Raw genomic sequence first — 14574 nt, 5'->3', positions numbered from 1 at the left:
GCAGGCTCCGCAGTCAGGCCTTCAGTTCAGCCAGAATCGCGCGGGTCACCGGGTCATCGATGGCCACGTCCTCGCCCTGCAGGGCCGGCAACAGGCCACTGGCCAGCTGCTTGCCCAGCTCCACGCCGAACTGGTCGAAGGCGTTGATGTTCCAGATCAGCGACTGCACGTACACGGCGTGTTCGTACATCGCGATCAGCGCACCCAGCGAGTGCGGGGTCAGCGCGTCGAGCAGGATCAGCGTGCTCGGGCGGCCGCCGGGATACTCGCGGTGCGGATCATCGCTGCCCTGGCCGTTGGCCAGCGCTTCGGTCTGCGCCAGCAGGTTGGCCATCAGCGCCTGGTGGTTGACCACGTAGGGATCATCGTTGTGCACGCAGCCGATGAAATCGGCCGGGATCACGCTGGTGCCCTGGTGCAGCGCCTGGAAGAAACTGTGCTGCACATCGGTGCCCGCCCCGCCCCACCACACCGGCACGGTGTCGCTGGCGACCGGGCTGCCATCGAGCTGCACGCGCTTGCCCAGGCTTTCCATCACCAGCTGCTGCAGGTAGGCCGGCAGCAGCGCCAGGCGCTGGTCGTAGGTCATCACCGCATGCGTGGCATGGCCGAGCAGGTTGCGGTTCCAGATGTCGGTCAGCGCGTGCAGTACCGGCAGGTTCTGCGCCAGCGGGGCGGTCAGCGCGTGTTCGTCCATCTGCGCCGCGCCCTCGAGCAGCTGCTCGAAGCGCGTGAAGCCGATGGCCAGTGCGATCGGGAAACCGACCGCCGACCACAGCGAATAGCGCCCGCCGACCCAGTCCCACATCGGCAGCACGCGGCCGGCGGCGATCGAGAAGGCCTTGGCCGCACGCTCCGGATTGGCGCTGACCGCATACAGGCGTTCGCTGCCGCCCAGCCAGTCGTGCAGGATCTGCCCGTTGAGCAGGGTTTCCTGGGTGCCGAAGGTCTTGGAGATCAGGATGCCGGCGGTGGTGGCCGGGTCCAGCGTGGCCAGCGTGCGCTGCATCGCCGCGCCGTCCACATTCGAAACGAAATGCACGCGGAAGCGTGCGCCGGTGACCGGACGCAGCGCATCGGCCACCAGCCGCGGACCGAGGTCCGAGCCGCCGATGCCGACGCTGACGATATCGGTGATGTTGGTGGCTTCCAGCGCGGCGATCAGCTCGCCCATCTGCTGGCGTACCTGCGCGGCGGTAGCGAAGGCCTCGCCGGCCACCGGTGCGCCGCTGGCGTCCCCACGCAGCGCAGTGTGCAGCGCGGCGCGGCCTTCGGTCACGTTGACCGTTTCACCGCGGAACAGGCGCTGGAAGCCGCCGGCGACATCGCGCTCGGCGGCCAGCTGCAGCAGTGCGTCCAACGCCGCGCGGTCGTATTTCTGCCGCGCGAAATTGACGTACAACGGACCGACCCGCAGCCCCAGCGATTGTGCGCGGCCCGGTTCGGCGGCGATCAACGAAGGGATGCTCGCGCCACGCAGGCGCTGGGCATGGGAATGAAGCGGGTCGAATCCGTTGTGCTGTGTCATGCGGCCTGTGTCGGGATCGTGTCGTTGGTGTGGGAGATCTGGTTCTTGCCGTCCACATATACCAACTTCGGCTTGAAGCTGTCAGCTTCTTCTTCGCTCATGCTGGCGAAGGCCGCGATGATGATGATGTCGCCCACCTGCACGTGGCGCGCGGCGCCACCGTTGAGCGACACCACGCCGCTGCCGGCTTCGGCGCGGATGGCATAGGTGGAGAAACGCGCACCGTTGGTGACGTCCCAGATGTGCACCTGCTCGAACTCACGGATGCCGGTGGCAGCCAGCAGGTTGTCATCGATGGCGATGGAACCTTCGTAGTTCAGCTCGGAATGCGTGACGGTGGCGCGGTGGATCTTGGTCTTCAGCAGGGACAGGTGCATGGCGACGGGACAACGGTAAAGGAAAGGGAAATTCTAGCACCCGCTGGATCGGCGGCAGGGCGCGCGGCGCCGGTCCCGGGAGGGCGCTGCCCATCGTTCAGCATCTTCACGCCTCCACGCCACCCCGGTAGAGCCACCCCATGGGTGGCTGCGCGGGACCGCGGGTCACAGTGGCGGAACGCGGGGCACACCGGCTCCAGGGGGCGCCCCCTTGAGCAGCCACGCGTGGCGTGGCTCTACACCCGCCCCGCCCGGGGTTTGCCCCCTCAGAACTCCAGGTTGTCGATCAACCGGGTGTTGCCGATCCGCGCGGCGATCAGCGCTACGCGGGTGCCGTCGTTGGCATCGGCCGGCTCGGAGAGGTCCGGCAGGCGCACCACGGCGTAGTCGACCTGGAAGCCCGCCGCCTGCAGTGCGGCGGCCGCTTCGGCCTCGATCAGGCTGCGGCTCTTGCCGGCGATGAAGCCTTCGCGCATGCCCAGCAGCACCTGGTGGATGCTGGTCGAGACCGGGCGCTGCTCGGCGCTGAGGTACTGGTTGCGCGAGCTCATCGCCAGGCCGTCGTCTTCACGCACGATGTCGCCCCCGACGATCTGGATCGGGAAGGCCAGGTCTTCCACCATCTGGCGGATCACCGCCAGCTGCTGGTAATCCTTCTTGCCGAAGGCCGCCACGTCCGGCTGGACCTGGTTGAACAGGCGCGAGACCACGGTGCAGACGCCATCGAAATGGCCCGGGCGGTGCGCGCCCTCGAGCAGGCCGCTGATGCCCGGCACGTTGACGCTGGCCGCCAGCGCGACGCCGAACGGGTACATCGACTCAACGGTGGGCAGCCACAGCACATCACACCCGGCCTGCTCCAGGCCGGTGGTGTCGGCTTCGGGCGTACGCGGATAGCGGGTGAAATCCTCGTTCGGGCCGAACTGGGTCGGATTGACGAACACGCTGGAAACCACGCGGTCGGCGTACTGCCGGGCCAGCGTGACCAGCGAATAATGACCTCCATGCAGGTTGCCCATGGTCGGGACCAGCGCGACGCGCAGGCCCTCGCGCTTCCAGCCGTTGACGACGGCGCGCAGACGGGACAGTTCGGTGACGGTTTCGATCATGAGGCGTAGGCGTGTTCTGCGTCGGGGAAGGAGCCGTCGCGCACGGCGTCGGCGTAGGCACGGACCGCACCGGCAACCGACCCGCCTTCGGCAAGGAAATCCTTGACGAACTTGGGACGGCGATGGCCGCTGTCCAGGCCGAGGAAATCATGCAGCACCAGCACCTGGCCATCGCAGTGCGGGCCGGCACCGATGCCGATGGTGGGCACACTGATGTCCGCGGTGACCTGGGCAGCCACCGGCGTCGGCACGCATTCGAGCACGACCAGGCTGGCGCCGGCGGCGACCGCAGCCTTGGCGTCGTCGCGCAGCTGCTGGGCGGCATCGCCACGGCCCTGCACGCGGTAACCCCCCAGGCGCAGCACCGACTGCGGCGTCAGGCCCAGGTGCGAGCAGACCGGAATCTCGCGCTCGACCAGGTAACGGATGATGTCCAGCTTGAAGCCGGCACCTTCGATCTTGACCATCTCCGCGCCGGCCTGCAGCAGGCGCAGCGAGGCATCCAGCGCGCGCTCGGGCGTCGCGTCGGCGCCGAACGGCAGATCAGCGACCAGCAGCGCGCGTTGCAGCACGCGGGCCACGGCGCGGGTGTGATAGACCATGTCATCGGTGGTCACCGGCAGGGTCGAATCGTGCCCCTGCACCACCATGCCCAGCGAGTCGCCAATCAGGATCAGGTCCACGCCGTTGGCGTCGAAGCTGCGGGCGAACCCGGCATCGTAGGCGGTCAACATCACCAGCTTCTGCCCAGTGCGCTTGGCCTCCGCCAATGCGGGGACGGTCCAGGGCTTGCTGTCTGCGTGGGTACTCATGAGCTGATAACCGGTGGCGATAAGCCCCGCATTATCCTCCTATTGGAGAGATCCCGCAGGCCTCGACCCGCATCACAGCATCCCGCACGCGGCCGTGCCCGGGAATGGTGGCGTCGGGCGCGATCTCGGCCAGCGGCAGCAGCGCGAACGCACGCGCGTGCAGATACGGATGCGGCACCTGCAGCTGCGGCAGATCGATGACCTCCTCGCCGTACAGCAACACGTCGAGGTCCAGCGCGCGCGGGCCCCAGTGCACGGCCGGATCGCGCACGCGGCCGAAGTGGCGCTCGATCTCCAGCAACGCCTCCAGCAGCGCGGGCGCGGGCAGCGCGGTATCCAGCACGGCGGCGGCATTCACGAACGCCGGCTGGTCTTCGTTGCCCCAGGCCGGCGTGCGGTACAGCTGCGAGCGCGCGCGCAACGAGGTCTGCGGCAGCGCCGCCAGCGCCTGGAACGCATCGCGCAGGGTCTGCGCGGCGTCCCCGAGATTGGCGCCCAATCCGATACAGGCCAGGGTCACGGCTTACTCGCCTGCCACTCCACCAGGACGACGACGGCGCCGGCGACGCTTGCGCGGTGCACCGTCTTCGCCCTCGCCATCGGCCTGGGCGGCATCCAGGGCCGAGTCGAGCTCGGTACCGGACTGCAGCTGGGCCTCGCGCCAGAACGCCACGTCCGCTTCATGCTCGCTGGAGGCGACCTGGCGCAGGACCAGGAAGTCGTAGGCGGCGCGGAAGCGCGGGTGGGTCAACGTACGGATCACGCGCTTGCGCTGGCGCGAGGCGAAGCGGCCCTGCAGCAGCCAGATTTCCTGCATCGGCAGCGAGAAGCGGCGCGGCAGGGCGATGGTGGTCAGCTGGTGCAGGGTCACGCGATCCGCGGCGCGGCGCTGTGCCTCTTCCAGTGCGACGCCCTGCTTCTGCAGGCTGGCCAGGGCGCGGCAGAAGGCCGGCCACAGCAGCAGCGCGAACAGGAACGACGGCGACACCGGCTCATCGTTGGCCACGCGCAGATCGGTGTTGTGCAGGCCTTCGATGACCATCCGGCGCAGCGCACCGCTGCGGTTGCTGCGCAGGGCGGCGGCGCTCTCCGGGAACATGACGTCGAGCAGACCGTAACGCTCCAGGCCTTCGAAGCTGGCCACGCCATGCCCGGACAGGAACAGCTTGAGCACTTCCTCGAACAGGCGCGCCGGGGCGGCCTCGGCCAGCAGGTTGGCCAGGCGCGGCAGCGGCTCGGCGGTCGCCTCTTCGATCTGGAAGCCCAGCTTGGCCGCCAGGCGCACCGCGCGCAGCATGCGTACCGGGTCTTCCTGGTAACGCTGCTCGGGGTCGCCGATCAGCTTCATCAGGCGTGCCTGCACGTCTTCAAAGCCACCGGTGTAATCGCGCACCGAGAAATCCTCGATCGCGTAGTACAGGGCGTTGCAGGTGAAGTCGCGGCGGATCGCGTCGTCTTCGATGCTGCCGTACACGTTGTCGCGCACGAGCATGCCGTTTTCCATCTCACGGTCGCCGCTGCCATCGTCGATGTTGGCGCGGAAGGTGGCGACCTCGATGATCTCGCGGCCGAACACCACGTGCGCCAGGCGGAAGCGGCGGCCGATCAGCCGGCAGTTGCGGAACAACTGCTTGACCTGTTCGGGCGTCGCGTCGGTGGCGACGTCGAAATCCTTGGGGTGGCCGTTCACGAGCAGATCGCGGACGGCGCCGCCGACCAGGTAACCGGCAAACCCGGAATCACGCAGCCGGTACAGGACGCGCAGGGCGTTCGGGCTGATGTCCTTGCGGGAGATGTTGTGCTGATCGCGCGGGATCACGCGCAGGCTGAACGGTGATGTAGCAGAGGAATTGATGTTGGCGCTTCCGGTTGAGTTTTCGGGATTGCCCAATGGCATCTAGGTCCATATACTAGCGCGCTGCGCAGTTCGCGACAAAGCCTGCTCCCTTCGTCTAATGGTTAGGACGTGGCCCTCTCAAGGCTAAAACAGGGGTTCGAGTCCCCTAGGGAGCACCAGTCGCGGTGCAGAAAGCCAAAAACCCCGCCACGGCGGGGTTTTTTGCGTTCCGGGCCCGGGTTGTCGCTCCTGCCCCGCCCGGCCCGGATCCGGGGAGCACACTCCCCGACCCGGCCCCTGCCCTGCGCGCAGGGCCGTCGGAAGCGGCTCAGCCCTCCATCTGCTCCAGTTCCTTGCCCTTGGTCTCCTTGACGAAGCGGAGCACGAAGAACACCGAGATCACCGCCGCGACCGTATAGATGCCATAGGCCCCGGCCAGGCCGATGCTGGCCAGCAGGACCGGGAAGGACACGGTGATGGCGAAGTTGGCGGTCCACTGCGCCGCACCGGCCACCGCCAGCCCCGAGCCACGGATCTGGTTGGGGAACATCTCGCCCAGCATCACCCACATCACCGGGCCCCAGGACATGTTGAAGAAGATCACGTAGACGTTGGCGGCCACCAGCGCCAGCGTGCCCATGCCGTCGGTCAACTGCAGCTTGCCGCCGGCATCGAGCGAGCCACTGGCAAAGGCGAAGGTGACCAGCGCCAGCGAGACCGCCATGCCGACCGAGCCGATCCACAGCAGCGGCTTGCGCCCGATACGGTCGATCAGGACCACGGTGATCAGGCAGGCGCCGATGCTCAGCGCTCCGGACAGCACGTTGATCAGCAGCGCGTCGTTCTCGGAGAAACCCACCGCCTGCCACAGCACCGCGCCGTAGTAGAAGACGACGTTGATGCCGACCAGCTGCTGGAACACTGCCAGGCCGATGCCGATCCAGACGATCGGACGCAGCCTGCCGGTGGCCTTGCTGACCAGGTCGGAGAAGGTCGGGCGATGCTGGTCCCGGGACAGCGAGCCTTCGATCTCGGTGATCTTGGCCTGGGCCTCGGCCGCACCGTACAGACGGGTCAGCACCGCCAGGGCCTGGTCACGGCGCCCTTTGACCACCAGGAAGCGCGGGCTCTCCGGGATCACCAGCAGCAGGCACAGGAACAGCAGCGAGGGAATGGCCTGCATCCAGAACATCCAGCGCCATGCCGCCTGCCCCAGCCACAGCGCCTCGGTGGAGGCACCGGCCGCCTTGGCCAATAGATAGTTGCTGAGGAAGGCGCAGAACAGGCCGCTGATGATCGCGATCTGCTGCACCGTCGCCAGCCGCCCCCGATACCGGGCCGAGGCGACCTCGGCGATGTAGGCCGGCGACATCACGCTCGCCGCACCGACCGCGAAGCCGCCGATGACCCGGGCGATGATGAACACCGCGGAGCTGTGTGCCGCCCCGGCCGCCAGGGCGGAGAGCAGGAACATCACCGCGGCGATGATCAGCACGCCGCGACGACCGAGCCGGTCGCCGAGGCGGCCCGCGAAGAACGCACCGATCGCGCAGCCGAGCAGCATCGAGGCGACCTCGAAGCCGATCCCGGCCGAACTGGACTGGAAGGTGTCCTTCAGGCCATCCACGGTGCCGTTGATCACGCCACTGTCGAACCCGAACAGGAAGCCACCGATGGTGGCCACGCAGCTGATCAGGATGATGAAGCCGGTGTTCTCGCCGTTGCCGGCGCGGGGACTGCTGAGCGAAGCACTGGACATGGGAAACCCTGGGTTGAAGGGACGCTGCGGATCCGCGCAGCAGGGACGGGGGACCAGATTCTCACACCTGCAGCGCACACGGGATTGATCGGCCGGATGGCAGAATGCGGCAGTCCCTGCCAATGCGGCAGCCCCTGCTGTCGTGAGACCTGCCCCATGCCCGATGCCATCGCCGCACCCGCTACCCCTGTCGCGGATGCCCCCCTGCTGGTCGACAGCCGTTGTACTCATGGCGAAGGTGCACTCTGGTCGCCGCGGCGGCAATGCCTGTTCTGGGTGGACATCAGCGAGCGCCGCCTGTGGCAGTACCGTACCGCCGATGGCAGCCACCGCAGCTGGTTGCTGCCCGACCGCCCCGGCTGCCTGGCCGAGGGCGAGGACGGCCGCCTGCTGATCGCGCTGGCCGGCTCGCTGCAGCGCCTGGATCTCGACCGCGATGGCGATGCCCCCGCTCCGCCCCTGGAATGGCTGGCCGATGTGCAGCCCGAGGTCGCGGACACGCGCAGCAATGACGGCCGGACCGACCGCGCCGGCAACCTGGTGTTCGGCACCATGAGCGAGGATCCTGCGCGTGCGCCGCTCGGCCGCTTCTACCAGTTCTCGATGCGGCACGGCCTGCGCGAACTGAACCTGCCCGCCGTCGTGATCCCCAACGCGATCTGTTTCAGCGCGGACGGCGCCACGATGTACTTCTGCGATTCGGTGCGCCCGGCGCTGTGGTGCTGCGACTACGACGCCGCGCGCGCGCACTGCGGCCCACCCCGCCTGTTTGCTGCCCTGCCCGATCCGGGCTGGGAGCCCGATGGCGCCATCGTCGATGCCGAAGGCGGCGTCTGGAACGCGCAGTGGCGGGCCTCCCGCGTAGTGCGCTATCGACCCGACGGCCAGATCGACCGGGTCGTGCTGCTGCCGGTACGGAACCCGACCTGCGTCGCACTCGGCGGGCCGTCGCTGCGGCAGTTGATGATCACCAGCTCCCGGCTCGACCACAGCGCGGCGGAACTGGCGGCCAGCCCGCGCGCGGGCGGCGTGTTTGCGCTGGAAACCGGCATCGCGGGCCTGCCCGAGCAGCCCTTCCGCTGGTCCTGAGCCTTGCGCCGAGGGCATTTCGGGGTTTGAGGCGCGATCCGATCCCGCGCCGCGGACCAACCTGTTCTAGAATTGTCCGGCTTACTGTCGGATCCAGATCCAGCCATGCCTTTTGTCGTCACCGAAAACTGCATCAAGTGCAAACACACCGATTGCGTGGAAGTGTGCCCTGTGGATTGCTTCCATGAAGGCCCCAACTTCCTGGTGATCGACCCGGATGAGTGCATCGATTGCACCCTGTGCGAACCGGAGTGCCCGGTCAACGCGATCTTCCCCGAAGACGACGTGCCCGCCGGGCAGGAAGCGTTCGTGGCGCTGAACGCCGAACTGGCCCAGGCCTGGCCGGTGCTGACCGTGCGCAAGGACCCGCCCGCCGATGCCGGCGAATGGGACGGCAAGCCGGACAAGCTGAAGCTGCTGGAACGCTGAGCCTCCGGGTTCTGGCGGCAACGAAAAAGGGCGCCGAGGGCGCCCTTTTCGTTTGTCTGAGACAGATATTCCGCTCGTCCGACACGCATTTCCGGTAGTGCCGGCCGCTGGCCGGCTGCCCTTCGCGCCGATGCCATCCAGGCCAGCCCGGACGGCACGCGATGCGTGCCTGCCCGGCCAGCGGCCGGGCCTACCGCTGGCTCCTTACGGAGCCAGCTTCGCCTTCAGCTCACCCAGCAGCTTGGTCGGGGCTGCGGCGGTCGCCGGCAGGCCACGCGGATCCACGGCAGAGACGTAGGCACCGGCATCGACGGCGACCACGCGGACCAGGAAGTCGCTGCCTTCGAAGGCCACGTCGTAGGAACCGAGCAGCTGGGCCTTGCTGGCGATCTTCACGCCTTCAACGGACTCCAGCGCGGTGCCGACCTTGGCGAACACCTCTTCCTTGGTACCCGGCACGGTGAAACCGGCATTGTTGGCGGCAGCCTGGGTCGAGGCCGGGGCCGGACGCGCGGCCTGCGAGGCCAGCGAGGAGCTGGTCGCGGCGGTGGCGGCGGCCTGGCCGGCCGGGACGTTCAGATCCGGCGGCACTTCCAGCGGGCGCACTTCCGGGGCCAGAGCGTAGTCGCCCTTGGCGCCGCGCTTGAAGCAACCGGTGGTGCCGATGAGGGTGGCGGTAGCCAGGATCGCGAAGGACAGCACGCGGAAGGCGGAAACGGATTGACGCATGGGAATCTCCTGGGTGACCACTGTCATCAGTGGTTGGATAGTGCTTCCAGCGCACCGATATCGGTGGCCAGGTGTTCGGCAGCGGCGTGATGGGCCGCGGACAAGGGCAGCAGCGGCAGGCGCAGGCCGTCACCAATGCCGATCCGGCGCAGCAGGTCCTTCACCGGGATCGGGTTGGACTCCACGCCGCAGAATTCATGGAAGGGCTCAAGACGGGCGTCCCACGCCTCGGCCGCCTCGCGCTCACCGGCCGCGGCCAGGTCGCACATCCGGCGGTAGGCCCCCGGCAGCGCGTTGGAGCCGACCGAGATCAGGCCATCCACGCCGGACAGGATAGAGCGCGCGGCGGTGCCATCGTCGCCGCTGAGAATGACGAAGTCCGGCGAACGCAGGGCCAGCAGCGCATGGACCCGGCCGACATCGCCGACCGCTTCCTTGATGCCCACGATGTTCGGGTGGCGGGCCAGTTCGGCCACGGTTTCGGGCAGCATGTCGCAGCCGGTGCGCCCGGGCACGTTGTACAGGATGACCGGCAGGCCGCCCTGGTCGGCCACCGCGCGGTAATGCGCGATCAGGCCGGCCTGGGTCGGGCGCACGTACGGCGGGGTCACTACCAGCGCGTGGGTGGCGCCATTGGCGGCCGCCCGGCGGGTCTGCTCGATGGTTTTGGCCGTCCCCGACAGCCCGGTCCCGGCCAGCACCGGAATGCGCCCGGCCACGGTTTTGACCGCACTGCGCAGCAGCTGGTCGTATTCGTCGTCGGACAGGGCCGCCGCTTCACCGGTCGAACCGGCCACCACGACACCGTGAACACCACCCTCCAGTTGCAGGTGCAGCAGGCGCTGCCAACCGTCGGGATCCAATGCGCCGTTCGCCTGGAAGGGCGTCGCCAGCGCGGTGATGAGACCGGAAAGGGACAAGGACATCGTGCTCGGAAGAAAGGGGGCACCCTGCCTGCGTAAACGCCGGCCAGATGTACGTTGCATGTTACTTGCGGGTCGAAAGCGCGGGCAAGTATGCTGGACTCCGGCGAACGTGCCGTCGTCCGGCCGTTCAGACTCACCTTGCATCACCCGGAACCATCTTGACCGACACCACGCCGCGGCCTGCGCCGACCGAAAACCACCTCCTGATCAACGCCTATACGACGCATCCGGAGTCCCCCCTGCTGCCTGTGACCCGGCGTATCGCCGACAGTGGCTGCAATCTGGTCGATGCCCGCCTGGCCACGGTCGGTCGCGACGTCTCCGTCACCGCCCTGGCCACCGGCTCGTGGGATTCGGTGGCCAAGCTGGAGGCGATGCTGACCCGGCTCGAGCGCGAGGAAGGCCTGAAGCTGGTCTGGTACCGCACCGGTGCCAAGCAGGCGCAGTCCAACCTGCTGCCCTACATCGTGGAGGTGATCGCGGCCGACAAGCCGGGCATCCTCTTCCAGCTGGCCGATTTCTTCGACCGCCAGGGCATCACCATCGAAAACCTGCAGAGCACGCGTTACCGCGCGATGCAGACCGGTGCCGAAATGTTCTCCGCGCAGGTCACCATCGGCGTGCCGGCCAACATGCACATCGCCGCGCTGCGCGATGATTTCCTCGAGTTCTGCGATCACCTGAACCTCGATGCGATCATGGATCCAATGAAGTTCTGATGTTTCGCGCGTTCGTCACGGGCGCGCGGGGTTTCATGCAGGTGTAGTAGACGTACCCCAGGATCCGGAAAGGAACCCATGAACGACGGCGACACCCTGGACAGCACCACCCTCGCACTGCCGCTGGCCTTGTCCGGCGGCGAGAGCACCACCCTCGGCGATCTGGCCGGCCAGTGGCTGGTGCTGTACTTCTATCCCAAGGACAGCACCCCGGGCTGCACCACCGAGGGCATCGATTTCAACGCGCTGCTCCCGCAGTTCACGAAGGCCGGCGCCCGCGTCTTCGGCGTCTCCCGCGATTCGGTCAAATCCCACGACAACTTCTGCGCCAAGCAGGGCTTCGCCTTCCCGCTGATCAGCGATGGCGACGAAGCGCTGTGCACCGCGTTCGACGTGATCAAGCTGAAGAACATGTACGGCAAGCAGGTGCGTGGCATCGAACGCAGCACCTTCCTCATTTCGCCGGACAGTCGTATCGTGCAGGTGTGGCGCAAGGTCAAAGTGGCCGGCCACGCAGACACCGTCCTTGAAGCCCTGAAGGCCGCGAAAGCCCAGTGATCAACCCGGCACCCCCAATGGCCATCACCCTGCCCCGCAGGTCGTGATGGCTTGTCCCTGTTCTGCCACCAGGAATTGACGATGACCCGAGGCAAGCGCATCTACGTACTGGATACCAACGTGCTCATGCACGATCCGACCGCGCTGTTCAAGTTCGAGGAGCATGATGTCTACCTGCCGATGCAGGTGATCGAAGAGCTGGACAACGGCAAGAAGGGCACCACCGAGGCGAGCCGCAATGCGCGCCAGGTCAGCCGCTTCCTCAATGAGCTGGTGCAGGCCTCTGGCCTGGACAACCTGGCCGATGGCATCCCGCTGCAGCGCCCGAACGGGCTGCAGCTGCGCGGCAAGCAGAGCGTGGGCCTGCTGCGGTTCCAGACCAGTCACTTCGAGGCCGGCAAGAGCTTCGGCGCGGTCATCCCCGACAACGCCATCCTCGGCGCGATCCTGGCGCTGAAAGAGCAGGTGCCGGACATCCCGGTGGTGTTCGTCTCCAAGGACATCAACCTGCGGATCAAGGCGGCGATCGCCGGCATCGTGTCCGAGGATTACGAGAACGACCGCGCGCTGGACGATTTCAGCCTGCTCTATACCGGTGCCACCGAGCTGCCGGAAGACTTCTGGAAGAAGCACACCGACAACCTGCGCAGCTGGAGCGACAAGGGCCGCACCAGTTACGAGATCATCGCCAGCGAAGACGAGAACTGGCATCCCAACCAGTACGCCTACCTGCCGGGCGACGATGAAGTCGAACTGCGCGTGGCCAAGATGGACGGCGACAAGATCACGCTGTCGCTGGTCAACGATTTCCGCCATGGCAGCCACGCGGTGTGGGGCATCAGCGCGCGCAACCGCGAACAGAACTTCGCGCTCAACGCGCTGATGGACCCGGAGATCGATTTCGTCACCCTGCTCGGCACCGCCGGCACCGGCAAGACCCTGCTCGCGCTGGCCGCCGGCCTGGCCCAGACCATGGACCAGCAGCGTTACCGCGAGATCATCATGACCCGCGCGACGGTCAGCGTCGGCGAGGACATCGGTTTCCTGCCCGGTACCGAGGAAGAGAAGATGACGCCGTGGATGGGCGCGCTGACCGACAACCTGGAAGTGCTGACGCATACCCAGGAAGGCGGCGCATGGGGCCGTGCGGCGACCAACGACCTGATCGCCAGCCGGATCAAGATCCGCTCGCTGAATTTCATGCGTGGCCGTACGTTCCTGTCGCGCTATCTGATCCTGGATGAAGCGCAGAACCTCACCCCCAAGCAGATGAAGACCCTGATCACCCGTGCCGGCCCCGGCACCAAGATCGTCTGCCTGGGCAACGTCGAACAGATCGATACCCCGTACCTGACCGAGACCACCTCGGGTCTGACCTACGCGGTGGACCGCTTCAAGAACTGGCCGCACAGCGCGCACATCACGCTGCGTCGTGGCGAGCGTTCGCGCCTGGCCGATTACGCTTCGGAGGTGTTGTGAGCCGTTCCCTGTCACGTGCCGTCCTGCCGCTGGCGCTTGCCGCGCTGGCGGCGGCCTGCACGCCCGCCAATACGCGGCCGGGCGCCAGCGTCCCGACCGCGATCAAGACCGGCCAGTCCTGGGTGGTGACGCGACCGGTGGTCGCCGCCCAGGTCCTGGATACCTGCTCGCGCGACAGTCCCGGCCGCGAGGCCGGGCGGGTCACCGGTTACTGGGCGCCCAGCCGCAAGGACGTCGAGCAGCTGGAGGCCGCATTGCCGACGCTGGAGGCGCAGGTGCCAAAGGCTGCCGATTTCGATCGCCAGTACGTCGGCATCGAAATGAGCGGGCGCAAGCTGATCTACCTCAATGCCTTCCATCTGCCCGATGACGCCGACATCGATCCGGCCCGCGAAGCGATCCGGGTCTGCGATGGGGGCGCGCAGTTCTGGGGCGCGGTGTTCGATCCGGCCAGCGGCAGCTTCTCGGATGTGCAGTTCAACGGCCCGCCCCCGGGTCGTTGATCGTGCCGTGACCCCCACCGCGCACGCCGGATGAGCATCCGGCTGCCCACTTGGGTCTGGATCGGGGCGATCGCCCTGTCCTGCGTGGCCGGGATGGTCAACGTGGTCGGCTTCCTGGGGTTCGAGCACCAGGCGGTGAGCCACATGACCGGCACCACCAGCCAGCTCGGCATGGCGCTCGCCCAGCGGGACTGGCGATTGGTCGCGCCTCTATGGGGGCTGCTGATCGCATTCTGTGCAGGTGCCACGCTCAGCGGCATGATCATCCAGGACAGCGGCCTGCAGCTGGGCCGACGCTATGGCGTGGTGCTGGCGCTGGAATCGGTGTTGCTGCTGATCGCGATCCCGCTGTTCAAGCAGCAGCAGATCTGGGGTGCACTGGCGGCGGCGATGGCCTGCGGCCTGCAGAACGCGATGGCGACCACCTTCAGTGGCGCGGTGGTGCGCACCACCCATCTCAGCGGCATGTTCACCGACCTGGGCATCGGCCTGGGCCATCTGCTGCGCGGCCTGCCGCTGCCGATCCGGCGCCTGACCCTGAGCGGACTGATCATCAGTGGCTTCCTGGCCGGCGGCGTGATCGGCGCCATGTTGTTCCTGCGCTTCGGCTACGACGCCCTGCTCGCCCCTGCCCTGCTGACCGGCGGCACCGGGCTCGGCTACGTGCTGTACCGGCAGTGGGCACTGCTGCGGGCGCGCTGAGGGCGCGGCAGCAATGCC

16 protein-coding genes and 1 tRNA gene are annotated in these 14574 nt (G+C 67.5%); 8 read left to right on the top strand and 9 right to left on the bottom strand.

Annotated features, from left to right (window positions below; all coding sequences use genetic code 11):
• Nucleotides 1–13: 13 nt before the first annotated feature.
• The 6 genes from pgi to pcnB form a co-directional block, all read right to left on the bottom strand.
• A complete protein-coding gene (gene pgi / locus ABE424_RS03285) occupies nt 14–1528 on the bottom strand; it encodes a glucose-6-phosphate isomerase (protein WP_346490829.1) in 1515 nt (504 codons plus the stop codon).
• On the bottom strand, nt 1525–1905 hold the full coding sequence (gene panD / locus ABE424_RS03280; protein ID WP_019183273.1) for an aspartate 1-decarboxylase: 381 nt from the start codon (nt 1903–1905) through the stop codon (nt 1525–1527). Before panD ends, pgi begins: the two co-directional genes overlap by 4 nt.
• Before the next feature lie 266 nt (nt 1906–2171).
• Nucleotides 2172–3014, bottom strand: coding sequence for a pantoate--beta-alanine ligase (gene panC, locus ABE424_RS03275; RefSeq protein WP_346490828.1), 843 nt, complete (start codon nt 3012–3014; stop codon nt 2172–2174).
• Nucleotides 3011–3826 carry a 3-methyl-2-oxobutanoate hydroxymethyltransferase gene (gene panB, locus ABE424_RS03270; RefSeq protein WP_176989673.1) on the bottom strand — a complete coding sequence of 272 codons (816 nt, stop codon included), beginning with the start codon at nt 3824–3826 and terminating at the stop codon, nt 3011–3013. The genes panC and panB overlap by 4 nt, the downstream gene beginning before the upstream one ends.
• A 31-nt stretch (nt 3827–3857) precedes the next feature.
• On the bottom strand, nt 3858–4346 hold the full coding sequence (folK, locus tag ABE424_RS03265; RefSeq protein WP_346490827.1) for a 2-amino-4-hydroxy-6-hydroxymethyldihydropteridine diphosphokinase: 489 nt from the start codon (nt 4344–4346) through the stop codon (nt 3858–3860).
• Nucleotides 4347–4349: 3 nt separating this feature from the next.
• On the bottom strand, nt 4350–5717 hold the full coding sequence (gene pcnB, locus ABE424_RS03260) for a polynucleotide adenylyltransferase PcnB (RefSeq protein WP_176989902.1): 1368 nt from the start codon (nt 5715–5717) through the stop codon (nt 4350–4352).
• A 50-nt stretch (nt 5718–5767) separates the two neighbouring features.
• Between pcnB and ABE424_RS03255 the strand changes: the two genes are divergently transcribed.
• A tRNA-Glu gene (locus ABE424_RS03255) sits at nt 5768–5842 on the top strand.
• 149 nt (nt 5843–5991) lie between these two features.
• Here the strand turns inward: ABE424_RS03255 and ABE424_RS03250 are convergent.
• A complete protein-coding gene (locus tag ABE424_RS03250) occupies nt 5992–7422 on the bottom strand; it encodes a sugar porter family MFS transporter (protein WP_346490826.1) in 1431 nt (476 codons plus the stop codon).
• A 156-nt stretch (nt 7423–7578) separates the two neighbouring features.
• Between ABE424_RS03250 and ABE424_RS03245 the strand changes: the two genes are divergently transcribed.
• Both ABE424_RS03245 and fdxA read left to right on the top strand, forming a co-directional pair.
• Nucleotides 7579–8511: an SMP-30/gluconolactonase/LRE family protein gene (locus ABE424_RS03245; protein WP_346490825.1), complete on the top strand. Its 933-nt coding sequence runs from the start codon at nt 7579–7581 to the stop codon at nt 8509–8511.
• Nucleotides 8512–8616: 105 nt separating this feature from the next.
• The gene (gene fdxA, locus ABE424_RS03240) at nt 8617–8940 is read left to right on the top strand and encodes a ferredoxin FdxA (protein WP_123728932.1); all 324 of its coding nucleotides are present in this window, start codon (nt 8617–8619) and stop codon (nt 8938–8940) included.
• A 204-nt stretch (nt 8941–9144) separates the two neighbouring features.
• Here the strand turns inward: fdxA and ABE424_RS03235 are convergent, their stop codons facing one another.
• A complete protein-coding gene (locus tag ABE424_RS03235; protein ID WP_176989670.1) occupies nt 9145–9669 on the bottom strand; it encodes a hypothetical protein in 525 nt (174 codons plus the stop codon).
• Nucleotides 9670–9695: 26 nt separating this feature from the next.
• Nucleotides 9696–10589 carry a 4-hydroxy-tetrahydrodipicolinate synthase gene (dapA, locus tag ABE424_RS03230; protein ID WP_346489203.1) on the bottom strand — a complete coding sequence of 298 codons (894 nt, stop codon included), beginning with the start codon at nt 10587–10589 and terminating at the stop codon, nt 9696–9698.
• Nucleotides 10590–10753: 164 nt separating this feature from the next.
• Between dapA and ABE424_RS03225 the strand changes: the two genes are divergently transcribed.
• From ABE424_RS03225 to ABE424_RS03205, 5 genes are all read left to right on the top strand, one after another.
• Nucleotides 10754–11314 (top strand): glycine cleavage system protein R, encoded by a 561-nt coding sequence (locus ABE424_RS03225; RefSeq protein WP_019183297.1) that lies wholly within the window; start codon nt 10754–10756, stop codon nt 11312–11314.
• Nucleotides 11315–11392: 78 nt separating this feature from the next.
• Nucleotides 11393–11872 carry a peroxiredoxin gene (locus ABE424_RS03220; protein WP_346490824.1) on the top strand — a complete coding sequence of 160 codons (480 nt, stop codon included), beginning with the start codon at nt 11393–11395 and terminating at the stop codon, nt 11870–11872.
• An 81-nt stretch (nt 11873–11953) separates the two neighbouring features.
• Nucleotides 11954–13351 (top strand): PhoH family protein, encoded by a 1398-nt coding sequence (locus ABE424_RS03215; protein ID WP_179459234.1) that lies wholly within the window; start codon nt 11954–11956, stop codon nt 13349–13351.
• Between the two features lie 23 nt (nt 13352–13374).
• Nucleotides 13375–13854, top strand: coding sequence for a hypothetical protein (locus ABE424_RS03210; RefSeq protein ID WP_346490966.1), 480 nt, complete (start codon nt 13375–13377; stop codon nt 13852–13854).
• 30 nt (nt 13855–13884) lie between these two features.
• Nucleotides 13885–14556: a YoaK family protein gene (locus tag ABE424_RS03205; protein WP_346490823.1), complete on the top strand. Its 672-nt coding sequence runs from the start codon at nt 13885–13887 to the stop codon at nt 14554–14556.
• The last annotated feature ends 18 nt before the right edge of the window (nt 14557–14574 follow it).

Source organism: Stenotrophomonas sp. TWI1149, from assembly GCF_039673155.1.
Classification (GTDB): Bacteria; Pseudomonadota; Gammaproteobacteria; order Xanthomonadales; family Xanthomonadaceae; genus Stenotrophomonas; species Stenotrophomonas maltophilia_AA.
The sequence above is the reverse complement of the archived record's forward strand: the minus strand, read 5'-3'. Positions and strand labels throughout refer to the sequence as shown.

What these genes read in the sequence shown, in the direction of transcription:
- pgi (WP_346490829.1), bottom strand. Translation starts at nt 1,528, where the DNA reads ATGACACAGCACAACGGATTCGACCCGCTTCATTCCCATGCCCAGCGC.
- panD (WP_019183273.1), bottom strand. Translation starts at nt 1,905, where the DNA reads ATGCACCTGTCCCTGCTGAAGACCAAGATCCACCGCGCCACCGTCACG.
- panC (WP_346490828.1), bottom strand. Translation starts at nt 3,014, where the DNA reads ATGATCGAAACCGTCACCGAACTGTCCCGTCTGCGCGCCGTCGTCAAC.
- panB (WP_176989673.1), bottom strand. Translation starts at nt 3,826, where the DNA reads ATGAGTACCCACGCAGACAGCAAGCCCTGGACCGTCCCCGCATTGGCG.
- ABE424_RS03250 (WP_346490826.1), bottom strand. Translation starts at nt 7,422, where the DNA reads ATGTCCAGTGCTTCGCTCAGCAGTCCCCGCGCCGGCAACGGCGAGAAC.
- ABE424_RS03245 (WP_346490825.1), top strand. Translation starts at nt 7,579, where the DNA reads ATGCCCGATGCCATCGCCGCACCCGCTACCCCTGTCGCGGATGCCCCC.
- fdxA (WP_123728932.1), top strand. Translation starts at nt 8,617, where the DNA reads ATGCCTTTTGTCGTCACCGAAAACTGCATCAAGTGCAAACACACCGAT.
- ABE424_RS03235 (WP_176989670.1), bottom strand. Translation starts at nt 9,669, where the DNA reads ATGCGTCAATCCGTTTCCGCCTTCCGCGTGCTGTCCTTCGCGATCCTG.
- ABE424_RS03220 (WP_346490824.1), top strand. Translation starts at nt 11,393, where the DNA reads ATGAACGACGGCGACACCCTGGACAGCACCACCCTCGCACTGCCGCTG.
- ABE424_RS03215 (WP_179459234.1), top strand. Translation starts at nt 11,954, where the DNA reads ATGACCCGAGGCAAGCGCATCTACGTACTGGATACCAACGTGCTCATG.
- ABE424_RS03205 (WP_346490823.1), top strand. Translation starts at nt 13,885, where the DNA reads ATGAGCATCCGGCTGCCCACTTGGGTCTGGATCGGGGCGATCGCCCTG.